This window comes from Bifidobacterium catenulatum subsp. kashiwanohense JCM 15439 = DSM 21854, from assembly GCF_001042615.1.
Lineage (GTDB): Bacteria > Actinomycetota > Actinomycetes > Actinomycetales > Bifidobacteriaceae > Bifidobacterium > Bifidobacterium catenulatum.
Genome location: NZ_AP012327.1, coordinates 186,964 through 203,343 on the forward strand (window position 1 = coordinate 186,964; position 16,380 = coordinate 203,343).

At 57.9% G+C, this 16,380-nt stretch carries 16 protein-coding genes and 1 pseudogene; 11 read left to right on the top strand and 6 right to left on the bottom strand.

All coding sequences use genetic code 11. From position 1 onward, the window contains the following. Positions 1-194: 194 nt before the first annotated feature. From BBKW_RS00690 to BBKW_RS00700, 3 genes are all read left to right on the top strand, one after another. Entirely contained in the window at positions 195-443 is a 249-nt protein-coding gene (locus BBKW_RS00690) for a phasin family protein (RefSeq protein WP_033500662.1), read from the top strand. A gap of 200 nt (positions 444-643) precedes the next feature. Beyond that, complete coding sequence (locus BBKW_RS00695) at positions 644-2,497, top strand: ABC1 kinase family protein (RefSeq protein ID WP_033500663.1); 1,854 nt, start codon at positions 644-646, stop codon at positions 2,495-2,497. A 108-nt stretch (positions 2,498-2,605) separates the two neighbouring features. Continuing rightward, entirely contained in the window at positions 2,606-3,670 is a 1,065-nt protein-coding gene (locus BBKW_RS00700) for a glycerophosphodiester phosphodiesterase family protein (RefSeq protein WP_033500664.1), read from the top strand. A gap of 117 nt (positions 3,671-3,787) precedes the next feature. Here BBKW_RS00700 and upp read toward each other — a convergent pair whose 3' ends face one another. From upp to BBKW_RS00720, 4 genes are all read right to left on the bottom strand, one after another. Beyond that, positions 3,788-4,429, bottom strand: coding sequence for a uracil phosphoribosyltransferase (gene upp / locus BBKW_RS00705; protein WP_033500665.1), 642 nt, complete (start codon positions 4,427-4,429; stop codon positions 3,788-3,790). Positions 4,430-4,751: 322 nt separating this feature from the next. Continuing rightward, entirely contained in the window at positions 4,752-5,495 is a 744-nt protein-coding gene (locus BBKW_RS00710; RefSeq protein WP_033500666.1) for a hypothetical protein, read from the bottom strand. Position 5,496: 1 nt separating this feature from the next. Further along, entirely contained in the window at positions 5,497-6,594 is a 1,098-nt protein-coding gene (locus BBKW_RS00715; protein ID WP_065439053.1) for an NUDIX hydrolase, read from the bottom strand. An 87-nt stretch (positions 6,595-6,681) separates the two neighbouring features. Continuing rightward, positions 6,682-8,916 carry an RNA degradosome polyphosphate kinase gene (locus BBKW_RS00720; RefSeq protein WP_033500668.1) on the bottom strand — a complete coding sequence of 745 codons (2,235 nt, stop codon included), beginning with the start codon at positions 8,914-8,916 and terminating at the stop codon, positions 6,682-6,684. Positions 8,917-9,734: 818 nt separating this feature from the next. On the opposite strand from BBKW_RS00720, the gene BBKW_RS00725 reads away from it, so the two are divergent. The 8 genes from BBKW_RS00725 (at position 9,735) to BBKW_RS00760 (ending at position 15,483) form a co-directional block, all read left to right on the top strand. Then, entirely contained in the window at positions 9,735-10,565 is an 831-nt protein-coding gene (locus BBKW_RS00725; protein WP_033500669.1) for a P-loop NTPase, read from the top strand. Further along, positions 10,546-11,535, top strand: coding sequence for a CpaF family protein (locus BBKW_RS00730; RefSeq protein WP_033500670.1), 990 nt, complete (start codon positions 10,546-10,548; stop codon positions 11,533-11,535). Before BBKW_RS00725 ends, BBKW_RS00730 begins: the two co-directional genes overlap by 20 nt. 14 nt (positions 11,536-11,549) lie before the next feature. Beyond that, positions 11,550-12,299 carry a hypothetical protein gene (locus BBKW_RS00735; RefSeq protein ID WP_414835668.1) on the top strand — a complete coding sequence of 250 codons (750 nt, stop codon included), beginning with the start codon at positions 11,550-11,552 and terminating at the stop codon, positions 12,297-12,299. After that, the gene (locus tag BBKW_RS00740; RefSeq protein WP_033500672.1) at positions 12,299-12,823 is read left to right on the top strand and encodes a type II secretion system F family protein; all 525 of its coding nucleotides are present in this window, start codon (positions 12,299-12,301) and stop codon (positions 12,821-12,823) included. The genes BBKW_RS00735 and BBKW_RS00740 overlap by 1 nt, the downstream gene beginning before the upstream one ends. Before the next feature lie 208 nt (positions 12,824-13,031). Beyond that, positions 13,032-13,319, top strand: a complete 288-nt coding sequence (locus tag BBKW_RS00745) for a DUF4244 domain-containing protein (RefSeq protein WP_033500673.1) — start codon at positions 13,032-13,034, stop codon at positions 13,317-13,319. A gap of 3 nt (positions 13,320-13,322) precedes the next feature. Continuing rightward, positions 13,323-13,691 carry a TadE family type IV pilus minor pilin gene (locus BBKW_RS00750; RefSeq protein WP_003836742.1) on the top strand — a complete coding sequence of 123 codons (369 nt, stop codon included), beginning with the start codon at positions 13,323-13,325 and terminating at the stop codon, positions 13,689-13,691. 144 nt (positions 13,692-13,835) lie between these two features. Next, complete coding sequence (locus tag BBKW_RS00755; protein WP_231858498.1) at positions 13,836-14,216, top strand: Rv3654c family TadE-like protein; 381 nt, start codon at positions 13,836-13,838, stop codon at positions 14,214-14,216. A gap of 115 nt (positions 14,217-14,331) precedes the next feature. Further along, the gene (locus BBKW_RS00760; RefSeq protein WP_033500674.1) at positions 14,332-15,483 is read left to right on the top strand and encodes a diacylglycerol/lipid kinase family protein; all 1,152 of its coding nucleotides are present in this window, start codon (positions 14,332-14,334) and stop codon (positions 15,481-15,483) included. A gap of 12 nt (positions 15,484-15,495) precedes the next feature. Here the strand turns inward: BBKW_RS00760 and BBKW_RS11190 are convergent. Both BBKW_RS11190 and BBKW_RS00765 read right to left on the bottom strand, forming a co-directional pair. After that, positions 15,496-15,585: pseudogene (locus BBKW_RS11190) on the bottom strand (DUF5692 family protein); the annotation flags it as partial. A 5-nt stretch (positions 15,586-15,590) separates the two neighbouring features. Next, a complete protein-coding gene (locus BBKW_RS00765; protein WP_033500675.1) occupies positions 15,591-16,187 on the bottom strand; it encodes a TetR/AcrR family transcriptional regulator in 597 nt (198 codons plus the stop codon). Between the last annotated feature and the right edge of the window lie 193 nt (positions 16,188-16,380).

A 16,380-nucleotide genomic window follows, 5' to 3' on the forward strand; every position in this document is an offset into this window, starting at 1 on the left:
GGTTGTTCGTTTTTGCGCGAGTTTCGCACGATTACGCTGTCCTGCGTTTTCGCGGCTTCGTTTTCGTTTTCCGTACGCTGTGAGCATACGGCAGCGAGCCTTCCGCAGAATTGCGACAATTGACCAGTTTCGTTGACTTTATCTGTGAAGATAATGCGATAGAGTGGGTACTACCATCACCTAAGGAGGTAATCATGGCTGATTTTGATTTTGGTGACGGCCTGCGTAAGGTCTTCCTCGCCGGCGTTGGCGCTTTGGCGACCACAGTTGAGAAGAGCCAGGAAATCGTTGACGATCTCGTCAAGAAGGGCGAGCTGACCGTCGAACAGGGCAAGGCCCTCAACGCCGAACTCAAGCACAAGGTCGCGGAGGTCAAGGAAGCTTCCGAAGCCAAGGCTGCAGAGGAAACCAAGGAAGCGGAGCCTGAAGCCAAAGCTGAGTAACGTTCAATCGTTCCCATCGCCGTCTGCGCGTCGCATCACGTTCAGACGGCGATTTGCTATGCGGACCTTGCACGGCATGCGAAACGTGCGAAAAACCGCGTGCGAATCGCATGAAACGTGCGAATCGCATGAAATACGCGATACGTAAGCCCCCATGAATCCCACTCATCGTAATCCGACCAACGTTTGCGAGCAGCGATATGTCTTTGAATTCCCCAATCGAGCCGGATGCGGCCCGCCCCGAAAGCGTGGAACCGGTCACGCTCTCTGACCGAGTCAACGCGGTGATCAATCCGACGGCGGACCCCTCGCCTGACGCGGCGGCGGCAACGGCAGCCAAATTCGCGGAAAAAACGGGAATGCCGCAATCGCGCAAACAGAACAGCGCAGCTTTTACGCAACCCGAAACTATCGGACTGTTTGGCTCTCGCAAAGACTCCTTCTCGCAGCGTTACCACCTAACGCGACGTGGCAAACTGAAACGACTTACGCAAATCGCACAAATCGTCAACCAGTTCGACATTGTGCACGGACTGACGCCCATCAAAATGCGTCTCATGCTCGAAGCGCTCGGCCCGACCTTCGTGAAAGTCGGACAGATCCTATCCATGCGCTCCGAAATCCTGCCCCAATCATTCTGCGACGAGCTGTCCAAACTTCGTGCCGATGCCGATCCTATGCCGTACGGTACGGTACTGCAGGTGCTTGAGGACGAATATGGTCGTCCTGTTGGCGAGATCTTCGAACATATCAACGCCACGCCGCTTGGCTCAGCGAGTCTTGCACAGGTGCATCGCGCGAAACTTTCCACCGGCGAGGACGTGGCCGTAAAAGTACAGCGGCCGGGAGTGCGCGAAACCATGGCGCAGGATGTGTCCATCATGCGCACCATCGCACGAATAGCCGCCAAAACCATGCACAGTGCGCAAGTGGTCGATCTCTCCGGCGTGGTCGAGGAATTGTGGGACACCTTTGAATCGGAAACCGACTTTTTGATCGAGACCCGCAATTTGGCGGAATTCAAACGATTCTGCGAACGCTACAAATACATGGACTGCCCGAAGCCCTACCCGGAACTGTGTACCGAGCATGTGGTGGTCATGGACTATGTGGAGGGCATTTCCGTTTCGCACCCCAACGAACTTATCGAAGCGGGCTACGATCTGAAGGAGATAGGCACCAAACTTGTGGACAACTACGCCACGCAAGTGCTTGACGAAGGCTTCTTCCATGCGGATCCGCACCCGGGTAACATCATGGTGCGCGGCGGGCAGATCGTGCTGCTTGACCTTGGTATGACGGGTCGGCTTAATGCCAAAACCCGTTCCGTGCTGAAGGATATGATCTTTGCCGTCGCCAAACAGGATTCGCCCGCGCTTGCCGACGGTCTACTGCGTTTCGCCGGCGCCGAGGCCGATCCGGAGGATTATCCGGCGTTATTGGCCGACTTGGACGTGATCGTCAAGGAATTCGGCACAGTGGATTTGGCCGAGCTGGATATCGCCGCCATGCTCACCGCATTGACGCAAATGGCGCAACGACACGGCATTGAAGTGCCGAGCACTGTCACCACGGTCGGGCGTGCGCTGGTCACTTTGGAAGGCTTGCTCGACGAGTTCATTCCAGACGTGAATATGATTCAGATCATCTCCGACCATATCGCCGCAAGTACGTCGAAGAAGGATTTCGCCAAGGATGAGGCGAAATCACTGGTTATCGAAGGTCATCAGGCACTGCACAGTCTGCTCGCTGCCGCCAATGAGCTGAAAGTGGCCTCCCGTATGCTTACGCGCGGCCAATTGCGCGTGAATATGGAGCTGGTCGGCTCGCAGGAACCGATCCATCTGCTTGCCAACATGGTGAACAGGCTTACGATGGCGCTGATTGTCGTCGGATTGTTCATCGGCTCGTCGATCGTGTACTATGCGGGCATCAAACCGGTGATTTTCGGTATTCCGATCGTTGGTTTCCTCGGCTATGTGATCGCGTTCATTTTGTCCGTCTGGATCGTGTTCGACATTTACTTCAAGGGGCGTTCCAACAAAAAACGGTAGTTTTTTGTGATTTATAGGCTAATCTCAGAAGAGACAGATTCGATGGCCGCGAACGGTGCGAACCAACGCGAGAGAATGCGCGAACGGCCGCGTAAGGGAGGAAAGCCCATGTCCAAATCATTCGTTAACAAAGTGCTGGTGGGCGGTGCGCTCGCTGCAGGAGCCGCAGTATGGGCGATCGCGCCGCGTACCTTCTCCGACAAGCGCCGCAACTATGTGCCGTCCATTCCCGACGCGTGGTATGCGCATCGCGGTCTGCATGACGCAGGTTCCGGTCTGACCGCGCAGTACGCCAACGAAAGCGGCGAATATGTGGCGCTGGCACGTCGCATGGCCATGAAGGCGGGCTATGGCAGCCCTAGTGTAGCCGGGGCGATCGCTCCGGAGAACTCGCTTGCGGCATTCGCAGCGGCCTGCGAAGCCGGCTATGGCATCGAGCTTGACCTGCAAATGACCGCCGACGGCGAAATCGTGGTGGTGCATGACGGCGATCTGATGCGCGTCGCCGGAGATCCACGCCGCGTGGCCGATCTCACCTACGATGAGCTGACTCGCATCCCGCTGTTCCCAACCGATGCCCCAGGTGCCGCTGTGGCAGCGCCGTTGTCGGGCTCGCTGGAGAAGCCGCCGCTGGTCACTACTCCCGACAGTGCTCCGGACGGATACTTCCAGCATGTGCCGCTGTTCACCGACGTGCTCAAGGTAGTGGCGGGCCGTGTGCCGCTGATCGTTGAATACAAGTTCGATGACAATTCCAAGTGGGGTCCGCGCGATGTCGAGCTTATGGAAAAGGGCGACGCACTGCTGCAAGCCTATTCCGGCGCGTATGTGATCGAATCGTTCAATCCGGCCGCCGTCAACTGGTATAAGGAGAACCGTCCGGAAGTGTGCCGTGGCCAGCTTTCCTGGTGGCCGCAGGGGGAGGAGAAGCCGTCTGATCCGGGTGCGCTCGCCAAGGAATATGCGGCCGGTGCGTTGATTTTCGACTGGATTTCCCGCCCTGATTTCGTCGCCTACGACTGGCATGGTGGCAACAGTCCGCAGGTGCGGTTGGCTCGTTTCATGGGTGCCGTTCCCGTGTCGTGGACGGTGCGTAGCCGCGATGAGCTCGCCCAGTGCGATGACTGGTTCGACCATCATATTTTCGAGGCGTTCGTGCCCGACGAGCAGTAGAGGTTTTACATATGATTTCGGCCTGCCGTCGCATGATTTGCGTTGTGGCAGGCCGTTTTTTTTTATTCGATTTACTCGATTGACTGATTGGACCGATTCGGTTGAGCTCTGCTTCGGTCAGTCGATCACGCCATACAGACGGTCGCCGGCATCGCCCAAGCCTGGCACGATGTAGCACTTGTCGTTGAGCTTCTTGTCGACGGCGCACAGCACCAGCTTGAACTTGATGGACGGGTCGAGGTTCTCTTCAACGAACTTCAGGCCTTCCGGAGCGCCCAGAATGCACACGGCGGTAACATCCTTCGCGCCACGCTCGGCCAGGTAATGCGTTGCTGCGACCAGCGTGCCGCCGGTGGCGAGCATCGGGTCGATCAGGAAGCACTGACGGCCGCTCAAATCGTCGGGCAGACGGTTCGCGTACGTGATCTGCTGGGTCGGGTTCTCCTCGTCGCGCTTCATGCCGAGGAAGCCGACTTCGGCGGACGGAATCATCTTGGTCATGCCGTCAAGCATGCCCAGACCCGCGCGCAGCACAGGCACAATGATCGGTGCCGGGGAAGCGATGTGCTTGCCTACCATCGGAGCGACCGGGGTTTCAATCGGCTTGTCCACGACTGCGATGTCGCGGGTGGCTTCGTAAGCCTCAAGCATCACGAGTTCGGAAACGAGCTCGCGGAACGTGGAGGACGGGGTGTTCTTATCGCGAAGAACGGTGAGCTTATGGTCCACCAGCGGGTGGTTCAAAACATGAATATCCATATTTTCTAAGCGTAGTCCATAATTGCGAGGAAAAGCGCGGGAGCTGGGAAAGGAGTCAAGAAAGACGATGAAAAATCGTATGAAAAAAGCAACGAAATTTAAGAAGAGGGGAAAGCGCCGAACCACGAAAGCGCCTGTCGGCGCAAAGGCCGCTCGCAGCGGCAAAAAATGGAGCCCGGGGCTATGCATGGCCCGGCGCGAATTCCTATTCTACAGATGCTGCAGACCGCACGGTACGCCGTGTCGCGAATTGATATTGCGATTGGTGTGCGGCACTTTTATTAGGGGATAAGAGAAGTGGATTGCATTACTCCAGATTGCGCTACTCCAGTTTTCCTCGCCTCCACAGATTCGCCCCATGACGAAAATCCTTGGCGGTGACAAACAGATTGCCGGCCGTGTGCATCAAGCGGGCCGCTTTCGTGCGTGCTTGCTTTTTCGTGGCGTCCGAGCTTTCCGCTTGTACGGCCTCTGAATTCACCGCCTCCAAGCGTGAGGCCATATTTCGTGCCTCAATGCGCAATCCCAACGCAACCACGTCGGTGAACGCCGCCGCACGTTCCAACGCAATCGCGAAATCGCCGGTGAATGCGCCCGCCAGAATCGAATCGGCGGTGTGTGCAATGTCATCTTCCGTGGGTGCTTGGTCGACTCCGGCAATTGCCGAAGCGGTAGTTGCAACCGGTTCTCCGACGCGCCACAATCGTGCGATCGACTCACGATTCTTCCGCATCCACGTGCGCAGCACATACAGTCGCCATAGAATGCCCGGCAGCGAATCCGGCTCGGATTTGCTCCATAATTCGGCGATTACGTCAACGCCTTCGCGGTCCACCAGCGTGAGCACGCGTTCCACGAGTTCGGCGTCCTGCGTGTGATGCACGCGGTCCAGCAGCGCGGCCGCCGAGGCGTGGCTCATCTCGTTGATTTGTGCCGGATCGGCACCTCCCGCAATATTGTCGGCCATCATCTGGTCGAGTTGCCCCGGGCGGGCCGGGCGCGGCGATCCAGTGTTGGTGAAACCGGCGGAACGGCTTGGAATAACCGAGCCGGAACCGTAATGCATGTTAGTAGACAATGGGTGAAACCTTTTGAATGTCGATAATGCTGGGACCTTGCGGCGTATCGATTATAAACAGCGCTACGGCGGTGCCGGTAGGCATGAACGGCGTTTTGGCGATGAGCTGCTTGGAGAGCGCCTTGCGAGCGCACAGTCCGCGCAGATGGTCAAACATACCCCCGATTACCGGTCGGTGCATGCAGATCGCCGTGGTTTCGCGGGTTTTGAGCGTGAGCTGGATCTGCTTGAGGAACGCCAGCCATGCGATGGTCGGGTGTTCGGCAAAGGCGTCTTCCGTGAGCGCGTCGATGTGTTCCATCGGGCGTTCGGTCTGCCAGCTAAGCACCTGCAGTGTTTCCTGGCAGCGTAGCCATGGTGAGGTTGCGAGGCGGGTTGGGTTGTAGCAGGCAAGTTCGCGGTTGAGTGCGAATGCCGCGGCCGCGCCTTTCGGAGTGATCGGTCGGTTCGCGTCGGTGCCTTTCCATGATTTGCGCGATTCAGCCTTGGCATGGCGCACGATCAGCAGATTCTGCGCGGTTACGGCACCCTCCTGTACGCGGTCCACGAAGATGGCGAGGGTGTCTTTATCGGTGGAATGCGTGAGGATTTTACGTGCTTCACGTACGGAAACCCACACGATATCGTTGATTTCGCCTACATCCGCGCGATGCACGGGACCGAATGCGTCAAGCAGATGTTCCGCATCATCTCCGGAAATTGGCTGCGCCATCCAATACAACGTGTGCTTGGTGTCGACGGTGCGATCGTGCGAATGCCGGGTTTTCTTGCCTTCTTCGGACAGCGGATATTCGACTTCGCACAGATACGGGCCGAGGGCGATGGAAACGCCTGTCTCCTCGCCGATTTCTCGCACTGCGGCATGACGATGCGATTCGCCCTGCTCGAGTTTGCCTTTCGGCCAGCTCCAGTCATCGTACTTTGGTCGATGCACGATGCACACTTCAATGCTGTTGAGTTGTTCTTTTGGAGATTTCTGTGCTGCAATTGCTGGATTTTCAGCGATTTCGCTACCGGCTTTCCACCGCCATACAATACCCCCGGCGGCTTCTACGACACGTCTCATGTTCTCGCTCATATCTTTCATTGTAAGTGGTAGGCGCGGTTATTGTTCATGATTGCGCAACGAAAATGGCCGATCCCGCAATTGCAGAATCGGCCATTTTCTCGAAACTTAGTGCCTTGCCGGTCGGCGCGTATGCTTCTTGATGAGATATTCCTGGGAATCGACCAGCGGGCGACCCTCCTCATCTTTCGCATGGCGCACGTAGGTGCCGTCGGCTGCCATATGCCACGAGGTGGTGGAATCGGCCATCTGCAGATCCACGTACTTGATCAGTTCGTCGATCTGCTCCGGAGCGGTGATGCGCACCAGCGCTTCGACTCGACGGTCGAGATTGCGGTGCATCAGATCGGCGGAACCGATCCACACTTCCGGACCTGCGGCCGGGCCTTCACCGATCTGCGGGCCATCGGAGTTCGCGAATGCGTAAATACGGCTGTGCTCGAGGAAACGACCCAGAATGGAACGCACGCGAATGTTCTCGGAAAGTCCCGGAACACCCGGCTTGAGCGCGCAGATGCCGCGTTCCACGATGTCGATCTTCACGCCGGCCTGGCTTGCGCGGTACAGCGCGTCAATGGTCTTCTCGTCAACGATGGAGTTGACCTTGATCTTGATCCATGCTTCCTTGCCTGCGCGTGCGGCATCCTCTTCGCGGCGGATGCGCTGAATCAGGCCGGAACGCACGGTACGCGGCGCCACCAGCAGACGGTGGAAGCTCGACTTCGGAGCATAACCGGACAGCTGGTTGAACAGGCGGGTCATATCCTGACCGACCACCGGATCGCAGGTCAGCAAGCCGAGATCGGTGTAGATACGGGCGGTCTTCGGGTTGTAGTTACCGGTGCCCACATGGCAGTAGCGGCGCAGGCCGTCGGCTTCCTGACGTACCACAAGGCTCAGCTTGCAGTGGGTCTTCAGGCCCACGATGCCGTACACCACGTGCACGCCGGCGCGTTCCAGCTTGCGTGCCCATGCGATGTTGGCGTCTTCGTCAAAGCGTGCCTTGATTTCGACCAGCGCCAGCACCTGCTTGCCCGCATGCGCCGCGTCAATGAGCGCGTCGATGATCGGGGAGTTGCTGGACGTACGGTACAACGTCTGCTTGATGGCGAGCACCTTCGGATCCGCCGCAGCCTGCGCTAGGAACGCCTGAACGGAGGTAGAGAACGAATCGTACGGGTGATGCAGGAGGATATCGCGTTCGCGAATCGCTGCAAAAATGTCTTGCGCGCGGGACGACTCCACCTCAGCAATCTGACGATTGGTGGTCGGTACGAACGAACGGTACTTCAAGTCCGGGCGGTCGATGCCGCCAAGCTCGAAGAGCACGGTCGCATCGAGCGGTGCCGGCAGGCGGTATACCTCATCGGCGCTGACGCGCAGCTGGTCGGCGAGCAGCTGGGAAAGGAACGGGCTGGTCTCGTCGGAAATCTCAAGACGGATCGGCGGTCCGAAACGACGGCGCAGCAGCTCCTTCTCCATGGCGTTGAGCAGGTTCTCTGCATCATCCTCTTCCACGTCAATATCCTCGTTACGGGTGACGCGGAAGGAACGTGCTTCCTTGATGATCATGCCCGGGAACAGGGATTCCAGATGCGCGATGATCAGATTCTCCATGGTGATGAAGCCGTAGCGCACGTCGGTGGCATCGTCGTCGGTCATGTCGTCGACGGGCACGAGACGGTTCAGGTTTCCAGGAATCTTCACGCGTGCGAAGTGGGACTTTCCGGAAGCCGGATTCTCCACGAGCACGGCGAGGTTGATGGAACCGCCGGAAATGTACGGGAACGGATGGGCCGGGTCCACGGCGAGCGGTGTCAGAACAGGGAATACCTGCTGACGGTAGTAGCGAGACAGGCGCTCCTGCTCGGCTGCGGTGAGCTTATCCCAGCTCAGAAGCACGATCTGTTCCTTCGCTAGGTCGGGAAGAATGTGATCGATCATGTAGTGCGCGTGCTCGTCCTGCAGGCGGTGCGCCTGCTCGCTGATGGCGCGCAGCTGCTGCCTTGGGCTCAAACCGGAGGCTGCCGTCACGGCGATGCCGGTGTCGATACGGCGCTTCAGGCCTGCGACGCGAACCATGAAGAACTCGTCGAGGTTGTTCGCGAAGATCGCGGCGAAGCTTGCGCGTTCGATGATCGGCAGGTCTTCGTCCTGAGCGAGTTCGAGGACGCGCTTGTTGAACTTCAGCCAGCTCAACTCGCGGTCGAAGAAGCGGTCGTTCGGCAACGGCTCTTCGCCGGCCTGAAGCTCACGCTTGTCGTTTTTATCGGTCTCGGCGATATGCTCAGCTATCTGGCTGCGCAAGATCGCCTTCGAGGGTGCGTCAAAAATCTGTGCCATACTTTCCTACTTTATCCTTAAGTAGCTGGAAATGCCGACAGAAGTGTCAAAATTTAGCAGGAGTTAACATTCGTTCGTTCATTATGCAAAATAAAGCGTCGACACGCCGCATTTTCGCTGCAAACGCACGCAATCGAACAAACACACCGCGCGTTTCGCACATGATGAAACATTTTCGTGATTCTTGCGATCGCAAAGCAACAGTTGCGATAAATAGGGAACATCAGCCGGTTTCGGTTTGCGATTGCCGGATTGCTGAGCATAATTACAAAGTACGAGAACAACTTAAGAGCAGAGCCCACAAAGAGTGTATGGCCAAGATAGGTCGTTACGTTGGACGGGCATTGGATAGACTTACCGTTACGACGATGTTGTTGTGCAGAGATTCTGCTCTCAAGGTTCTTGCAAGGAAGGCTCGCTTCGGCGGGTCTTCCTTTTTTATTTTTGAGGCGTGCTGGCATGCGCCCGTCCTGTTTCCCGGGGAAATCGACAGACGTGGATATTTGATGCTTTGTGAATGGCTGTGGATGACATGCCGTGGTTGTGGATAACTGACGTCCTCCGACCACAGGGCCGGTTCGGCTTGCGATGGTATGCATCGAGACTTTTCAATCGACGGTATGAGTAGTGCAACGTCTTTTCCTAATATGCCTCCGGTGCCGCTGCCGTCGGGTGGACTGATGCCGGTTGCGAGCTCGGCCACATCGAGAATGGCGCCTCCGGAGCAGCGCAGAACCGTCTCTCCGCAACGGTTCTATACGCCGCCTGGATTACTCCAGGGAGCGACACCGGTCGGTGCGGTGCCTGGAACGTACGGCATGGTTGCCGAGCGTGGCCATGCGGTGCGAGAACAACGCTGCGATGTGAGCAATGTGGTGATCGTTGACTCCGTGGTGGCGGGAGTGGGAGCGAGCACCCTGGCGGCCATCTTGGCTCGTGAGCTGAACGAGCGTGGGCTCAAATGCGTGCTTGTCGATGCCGATCTGCAAGGTGGAGGCCTTGACGTGCTTCTCGGCATGGAGAACGAAGACGGCTCGCGACTTGGGGAAATCAGCGCACCGCTTGGCATCATCGACGGCAAGGCGTTGCTGCGGGAGCTGCCAGTCTGGGATGGCGTGCCACTGCTGTCCTGCGATCCTTGGAAAACCGAAAATCCGCAATCTTGGGAAGTGCAGGCGTGCATTCGCGCGTTATCGCAGGTACGAAGCGCAGTCATCGTCGACGTGGGGCAATGGAGCGGACTGCGAGATCTGACGGAACTACGACAGGCCATCCGCATCAACGTGGTCGAAATGACGGTACTTGGCCTTGCCCGTGCCAAAGCGAACATGCAATCGCAACGCAATCCAAGCGATTCAATCGGGGAACACGATGTCGCAACGCAGGAACGGGAGTTTTTTGTAGGCATGCAACCGCGCGGAACCATACGCGACCATGGTGTGACGGCGACCGAGGAAGCGGCGGAATATCTCAACTGCGATATCGTCGCGGTCATCACAACGGACGCCAAACTTTGTAGCGAATTGTTGGAAGGGCTCGGCCTGCGCAAACCCAATCGTGCGAATGCAAAAGCAATCGCAACGTTGGCTGATCTCATTCAGGGGGCATTGGGAGAAAAGAGCGTCAACTATGAAACTCGGCCCGCTTAGCGACATCGCATCCGAATTGGGTGTTACCGACATTGCGGTGACCTGCGACGGCACCGTGTGGGTGGATCGCGGCCAAGGAATGCGGCCGTATGCATTGCGTGTGCCATTCGCCAACCCGCAAGCCATACGCGATTTTGCCGTGCGATTGTGCTCGCAGCTCGGCAGAAGACTCGACGACGCATGCCCGATAGCCGACGCCTCCACCGTGGAAGGCGTGCGCGTGCACGCGGTTATCGCACCGCTCGTTCCCCAAGGCGCGGCCATCAGCATACGATTGCCGGATGCGGTTGCGCCCAATCTGGAATCCTTGGCGAAAAATGGCATGTTTCCAAGCGAATGGATGCCTTTGCTGGAAGGATTTGTGGAACGCAAGGCCAGCGTGCTCGTGACCGGTGGCACCGGAGTCGGCAAAACCACGCTGCTCAAGGCAATGCTTATGCGATGCGCGCCAGGGGAGCGCATCATCACTGTGGAAGAGGTACGCGAACTCGGTATGCTCGACCATGACAATCGCGTGTCGCTGGTGACGCGAGACGCCAACATGGAAGGCAAAGGTGCCATAGGACTATCGCAATTGATATGTGCGACGTTGCGAATGCGGCCGGATCGCATTGTGGTGGGCGAATGCCGAGGCGGCGAAATCGTGGACCTGTTGCGCGCGCTGAATTCCGGGCATCGCGGAGGTATGACCACTTTGCATGCCAATCAAGTAGCAGCGGTTCCTTCGCGACTGGTGGCATTGGGGCTGCTTGCTGGGTTGAGCCCGCAGGCCACCGCGGCGCTTGCACAAGACGCATTCGACGTGGTGCTGCACGTGAGTCGGGTGGGAGGCCGTCGGCGCATCACGCAAATAGGGCGGCTCGAATTTGCGGAAGGCAAATTGCGCGGAAACCTGCTGTCCGGATGGAACGGCAGCCGAATGCTGGCCTCACGGCAGTGGCCCGATTTCGTACGTGCATGGAGTCGTTGAATCGAGGTGGATGTATGGGAAGTCTTGGCGTTATCGCCGCGATATTGTTCGGACTGGCCGTATGGTTGTGGCCACGCCGAAACACGTACGATGTAAGTGAGCGAACGGGGGATGGTTCGGGGCGTGCGGGCGGTCGATGGAGCGAGGAACATGGTGGGAAGCAGGGATTGGAACCCGAAGGAATCGACGACTTGAATGCGTCGTCGAACGCATTGCCCGCCATCGGATGTGTGGCATGTGTGGCGTCCCTGCGGGCATCCGTGCGCAGCGGAGCCACGTTGGTGCAGGCGTTCGAAGAACTGGGAGGAACACCGTTCGCCACGCCTGAACTCACCAGGCTGCGCATAACCATGGTGATCCGCAGGCGATGTCCACCCAAAGAGCAATCCGGGCAAGGCGGCCAAGTCAGCCAGGTCGAACGGCTGAGCGGCGAGCTGTATGCGGCCTGCCGGCTGAGCCTGACGCTTGGATGCGAAACCGGCCGCTGCCTGCAGGCGGTGGCTGAATCGTTGAAACGACAACGCTTATTGGATGATTTGCGGGCCAACGCATTCGCCATGCCCAAAGCGACAGTGAAACTCCTGATGGCATTGCCGCTGCTCACTGTGCTCTTGGGAGAAGGCATGGGCGCACACTCATTGGCTTTCCTTGTTTCAGGGATCAAAGGCTTGGCATGTCTCGGATTCGCCCTCTGCTGCTACACGTTCGGACTTATCTGGATACGTGCGTTGATGCGGCAGGATGATATGAAAGGAGCCATATGATGACTGGCTTATGGATGCTGACAGCGGTGGTGTGCGCGGCCGAGGCGATATGGCTGAAGCAGTGGAGGCCGGTTCGCGCGCCCTCCGACCTTGCGTCCGCCGAGCGAATGCGGGAACTTCCTCTGCCGTTGATATTGGAGATGCTCAGCGTCGCCATCCGACAGGGGTCTTCCATTCCCCGTGCGCTGATTGCCGTGGGAGATATTGCGGCAGGAGAATTCGGCGCGGGACTGCGGTCGGCCGGAGAGCAATTGAACGAAGGTGTTTCCTGGGATGATGCGTGGCCGGATGATGGCGATCTTGCGGTGGTGCGCGATGCGTTCGCCTCCTCATGGCATAGTGGCGCCTCTCCGGTGGAACGTTTGGAAACAGCCGTCGAACAATTGGATTGGGATGAACGCGCGCAGATCGAACAGGCTGCGGCGAAATTGTCGGTTCGTTTGTTGCTGCCGACCGGATTGTGTTTTCTTCCCGCATTTGTTGCGGTTGGGATCATTCCGTCCGTCATGTCGTTTGTGCAATGACGGTGTGCAACGACAGCGGAAAGGTGGGGAATGTCGGGAGACGATAATTCACGGAGTTCTGTGGATAACTGTGGATGACACGCCGATGGTGTGGATAACTTACATCCTCCGACCACAACCCCGGAAAAATGCTCCTGCAAGCGTGATAGTGCGCAACACTGGGTGCACTCGGCCGTCCGGCCGGGGTTGTTCGAACGAAAGGAACGCCATGAACAACGTAACGCCAATCAATGTCGATGGCTTGCCAGGCCTGATAGGCAGGGCGGGGCAACGGCTGCATGCCATGCGGGAACGGGCCGACCAGGCGATATGCCTGTTGGATGCGCGTATGCGCACGCTGACCGCCGAACCGGAAGAAGGTGCCGCCACCGCCGAATATGCGGTGGTGCTGGTTGCCGCCACCGGATTCGCCGCCGTCTTGGTGGGCATCATGAAATCCGATGCCATCAAAACGCTGCTGACCAACATCATCAAGAAAGCACTCAGCGTCGGGTAATCCATGGTGAGGCAATGGTGGAAATGCCATGCTGATGATGCCGATGAGGGAGCGGCCACCGCGGAATTCGCGGTGGTGCTCCCCTGCGTGGCGGCGGTGGCGATTTTGGTGTTGTGCTTGGGGCGTGCGTCCGTGGTGTCGATGAACTGTCAGGATGCGGCCGCGGCCGGTGCTCGGGCCTTCGCGGTTGATGACACCGGCGGAGAATCGAAAGCAAGGGCTGCCGCTGTGGCTGCTGCCGGCGATTCGGCGACGGTACGGTTCGACCGTGGCACGGATTCCGTCACTGTTACGGTGCAATGCCCTGTGATACCTGACCCAACCGGCATGCTTCCCACACGAGTCACAGGCAAAGCGACCCGCTACTTCTAGCGCCTGTGCCTTACATTTGCGTGATGCGGGGATGTATACGTGGGTCTTCGGTTTCGGGAACTGGCAAGCACGACATGTGAAACATGCCGTGAAAACACTGTCGGAGAGCGTCCGATGGACTCGAATCAGAAAGGAACGGGTGATGTGAAACACTTTGTGAAACATTGGTTTGCTTGGATTCGCGAATCCGATGAAGGTTCGGGAACCATATCCGGTGTGGTGCTGATCGCGGTGGCGGCCATCATGTTGAGTGCGGTTGCGTCGGCAGGCAATCTGTTGCTTTGCCTGCATCGCGCGCAGAATGCGGCCGATCTAGCGTCGGTGGCGGCGGCCAACGCGCTATATGGAGGCTCTGCCGACCCCTGTTACGTGGCGGAACGTACCATTTCCGGTAATGATGCGGCGATCGGATCTTGCACGATAGAAGGTGAGGATGTGCTGGTCGAAGCGCAGGTCGGCACACAAGTGCCATTCGTATCCCACGTCAGCAAGCGGTCGAGAGCGGGACCGATTGTCTGCGAATAAGCATCGCCTGGAAAAGCGTCTTATGACGGAAAAACGTCACGCAAAACGTGGTCATCTGTCTGGAAATCCGTTCGCATGTGGCGTGTGACGGGAATCGCGATTATCGTACTGAAGTATGAGCGAAACGTCCTATGTGAATGCGACCGTTGCCGTTGTCGGCAATCCGACGTCGAACAAAGGCAAGGGCACCGAAGTCGGCAATCAGGTGATCGGTCTGCTGCGGGAAGCCGGACGCAAGCATGGCTTCAACGTCATCGATGTGACCGGTGAGAGTTTTGAAGGCTCTTTGCTGAACGCCAGGAACCGTAGAGACGAATATGACTACTTGGTGGTGGTCGGCGGTGATGGCATGATCGCGCTCGGCGCCAATGCCGTGGGCTGCTCCGGCAAACCACTCGGCATAGTGGCGACGGGTTCCGGCAACGATTTCGCGCGCGGACTTGAATTGCCGGTCAATCGTGTCCAAACCGCTGTCGATGGCATTGTCGGCGCGATTGTGCGCGGCACACATATTGACGTCGATATGGGCTTGGCCACGTCGTTGCAGGGTGGATATGCCGTTAATTCCAGCACCGGTGATGAGCTGGTCAGCGATTCGGATGTGCCATTGCGTCCGGCGGTCAATCGCTTCTATGCGGGCATGCTCTCGTGCGGTTTGGATGCGAGCGTCAACGACCGTGCGAATCACTCGCGTTTGCCGAACGGTTCGTTGCGTTATTTCGCGGCCGTGCTTGTGGAATTGACCCATATGAAGCAGTATGGGTACCACATCAAAGCCACGTTGGCCGATGGCACGGTGGAAGAGGAAGACATTATCTCGCCGCTGCTCACGGTGGCCAATTCGCGGCATATCGGCGGAGGTATTGAGATCTCGCCGTATTCGCGGTTCTCTGATGGTTTGCTTGACTTGGTGTGGCTCGACCATGTGCCCAATGTCGCCGAATGCGCGGATGCGGTGGCGCGCGCCTACAGCGGCAAGATCCTCGGATGCAGGGTGTTTGGCTGGAAGCGTGTGCGCGATATCGAAATCACCCGCGCGCAGGAGGGCGATGAGCCGCCGGTCTTGATGGCGGACGGCGAATATGTTGGTCGCCTGCCTGTCAAGGTCGTAGTTCAAGACCGTGCGTTGCGTGTGCTGGTGCCGCCGGCCGTGGCGGAAAGCCAAGCCGCCAACACTGAAGAGAAAGTGCTGGAAGCCATCAAGCGTGATCACCGTGATCCGGTCACCGGCAAAACCGACATCTACTACGCGAAGCGCTCGCGGTAGTGCGTGCACATTGGCCACGAGCGCGAACGGGAAGCGTTTGGACCATTCGGACTTGCCGATCGTGCCCCACTTGTATTTGAGCGCCATGAAGCCGATGCAGCCCGCGTTTACATGTATTCGTTCAGGTGCAGCGTCTGCGCTGCGACCTGTCTGATGACGGTGTCTTCAATGTCTGGGTGCAGTCTGATCAGCGAAATCAGTCCAACGATGAGCGTGTAGAACGTCTCGTGCTCGTTGGTGATGGGCATGCCATGCAATTTTTCGAAATCGCGCACTGTCGAATTGCAGATGTATTCCGCAATGCGATCGGCCACGCGGTCGATGAATTTGACGTACAGTCCCGCATTGCCGTCTTCGATCATGCGCTGGCTGAACGGTCCTTCATCGGTGATGAGGGAGCGGGTCAGCCGCACCACGTCGTCGAGTGCTTTCGAAATATTGCCGACTTCGCGATTCGCGTTCCACTCTTCCAGGTGTGTGATGACTTCGTCGATAACGTCGTCGAGTACGGCGTCCGCGACTTGGTCTTTGTCTTGGAAATAGTGGTAGAAGAGAGATCTGGTCATGCCTACGCGGCCTGCGATATCGCTGATCGTTATTTTCGAAAAGCCCTTTTCCAGGCAGATTTCGCGTGCTGCGCGCACGATTTGCGCACGGCGTGCGTCTCCGACTGTCATCGCGGAAGCGTTGTGCTGTCCGTCCATGGCTCTCTCCTTCGCTCGAGTGGCGTCTCTCACCTGTGCGACACGTTGACACTCTGTCAATTTCTTGACTGTCCTCAGTCTAAAACGGAAATTGACATGATGTCAATTCTATAGTGTCGCTGTTGTTAATCCCAGCTTAAACGTTGCTGCGAGGCTTGTCTCCGGGGACACGCGCTGCACTGTTACGGGCAGG

What these genes read in the sequence shown, in the direction of transcription:
- BBKW_RS00690 (WP_033500662.1), top strand. Translation starts at nt 195, where the DNA reads ATGGCTGATTTTGATTTTGGTGACGGCCTGCGTAAGGTCTTCCTCGCC.
- BBKW_RS00695 (WP_033500663.1), top strand. Translation starts at nt 644, where the DNA reads ATGTCTTTGAATTCCCCAATCGAGCCGGATGCGGCCCGCCCCGAAAGC.
- BBKW_RS00700 (WP_033500664.1), top strand. Translation starts at nt 2,606, where the DNA reads ATGTCCAAATCATTCGTTAACAAAGTGCTGGTGGGCGGTGCGCTCGCT.
- upp (WP_033500665.1), bottom strand. Translation starts at nt 4,429, where the DNA reads ATGGATATTCATGTTTTGAACCACCCGCTGGTGGACCATAAGCTCACC.
- BBKW_RS00710 (WP_033500666.1), bottom strand. Translation starts at nt 5,495, where the DNA reads ATGCATTACGGTTCCGGCTCGGTTATTCCAAGCCGTTCCGCCGGTTTC.
- BBKW_RS00715 (WP_065439053.1), bottom strand. Translation starts at nt 6,594, where the DNA reads ATGAAAGATATGAGCGAGAACATGAGACGTGTCGTAGAAGCCGCCGGG.
- BBKW_RS00720 (WP_033500668.1), bottom strand. Translation starts at nt 8,916, where the DNA reads ATGGCACAGATTTTTGACGCACCCTCGAAGGCGATCTTGCGCAGCCAG.
- BBKW_RS00725 (WP_033500669.1), top strand. Translation starts at nt 9,735, where the DNA reads ATGGTTGCCGAGCGTGGCCATGCGGTGCGAGAACAACGCTGCGATGTG.
- BBKW_RS00730 (WP_033500670.1), top strand. Translation starts at nt 10,546, where the DNA reads ATGAAACTCGGCCCGCTTAGCGACATCGCATCCGAATTGGGTGTTACC.
- BBKW_RS00735 (WP_414835668.1), top strand. Translation starts at nt 11,550, where the DNA reads ATGGGAAGTCTTGGCGTTATCGCCGCGATATTGTTCGGACTGGCCGTA.
- BBKW_RS00740 (WP_033500672.1), top strand. Translation starts at nt 12,299, where the DNA reads ATGACTGGCTTATGGATGCTGACAGCGGTGGTGTGCGCGGCCGAGGCG.
- BBKW_RS00745 (WP_033500673.1), top strand. Translation starts at nt 13,032, where the DNA reads ATGAACAACGTAACGCCAATCAATGTCGATGGCTTGCCAGGCCTGATA.
- BBKW_RS00750 (WP_003836742.1), top strand. Translation starts at nt 13,323, where the DNA reads ATGGTGAGGCAATGGTGGAAATGCCATGCTGATGATGCCGATGAGGGA.
- BBKW_RS00760 (WP_033500674.1), top strand. Translation starts at nt 14,332, where the DNA reads ATGAGCGAAACGTCCTATGTGAATGCGACCGTTGCCGTTGTCGGCAAT.
- BBKW_RS00765 (WP_033500675.1), bottom strand. Translation starts at nt 16,187, where the DNA reads ATGGACGGACAGCACAACGCTTCCGCGATGACAGTCGGAGACGCACGC.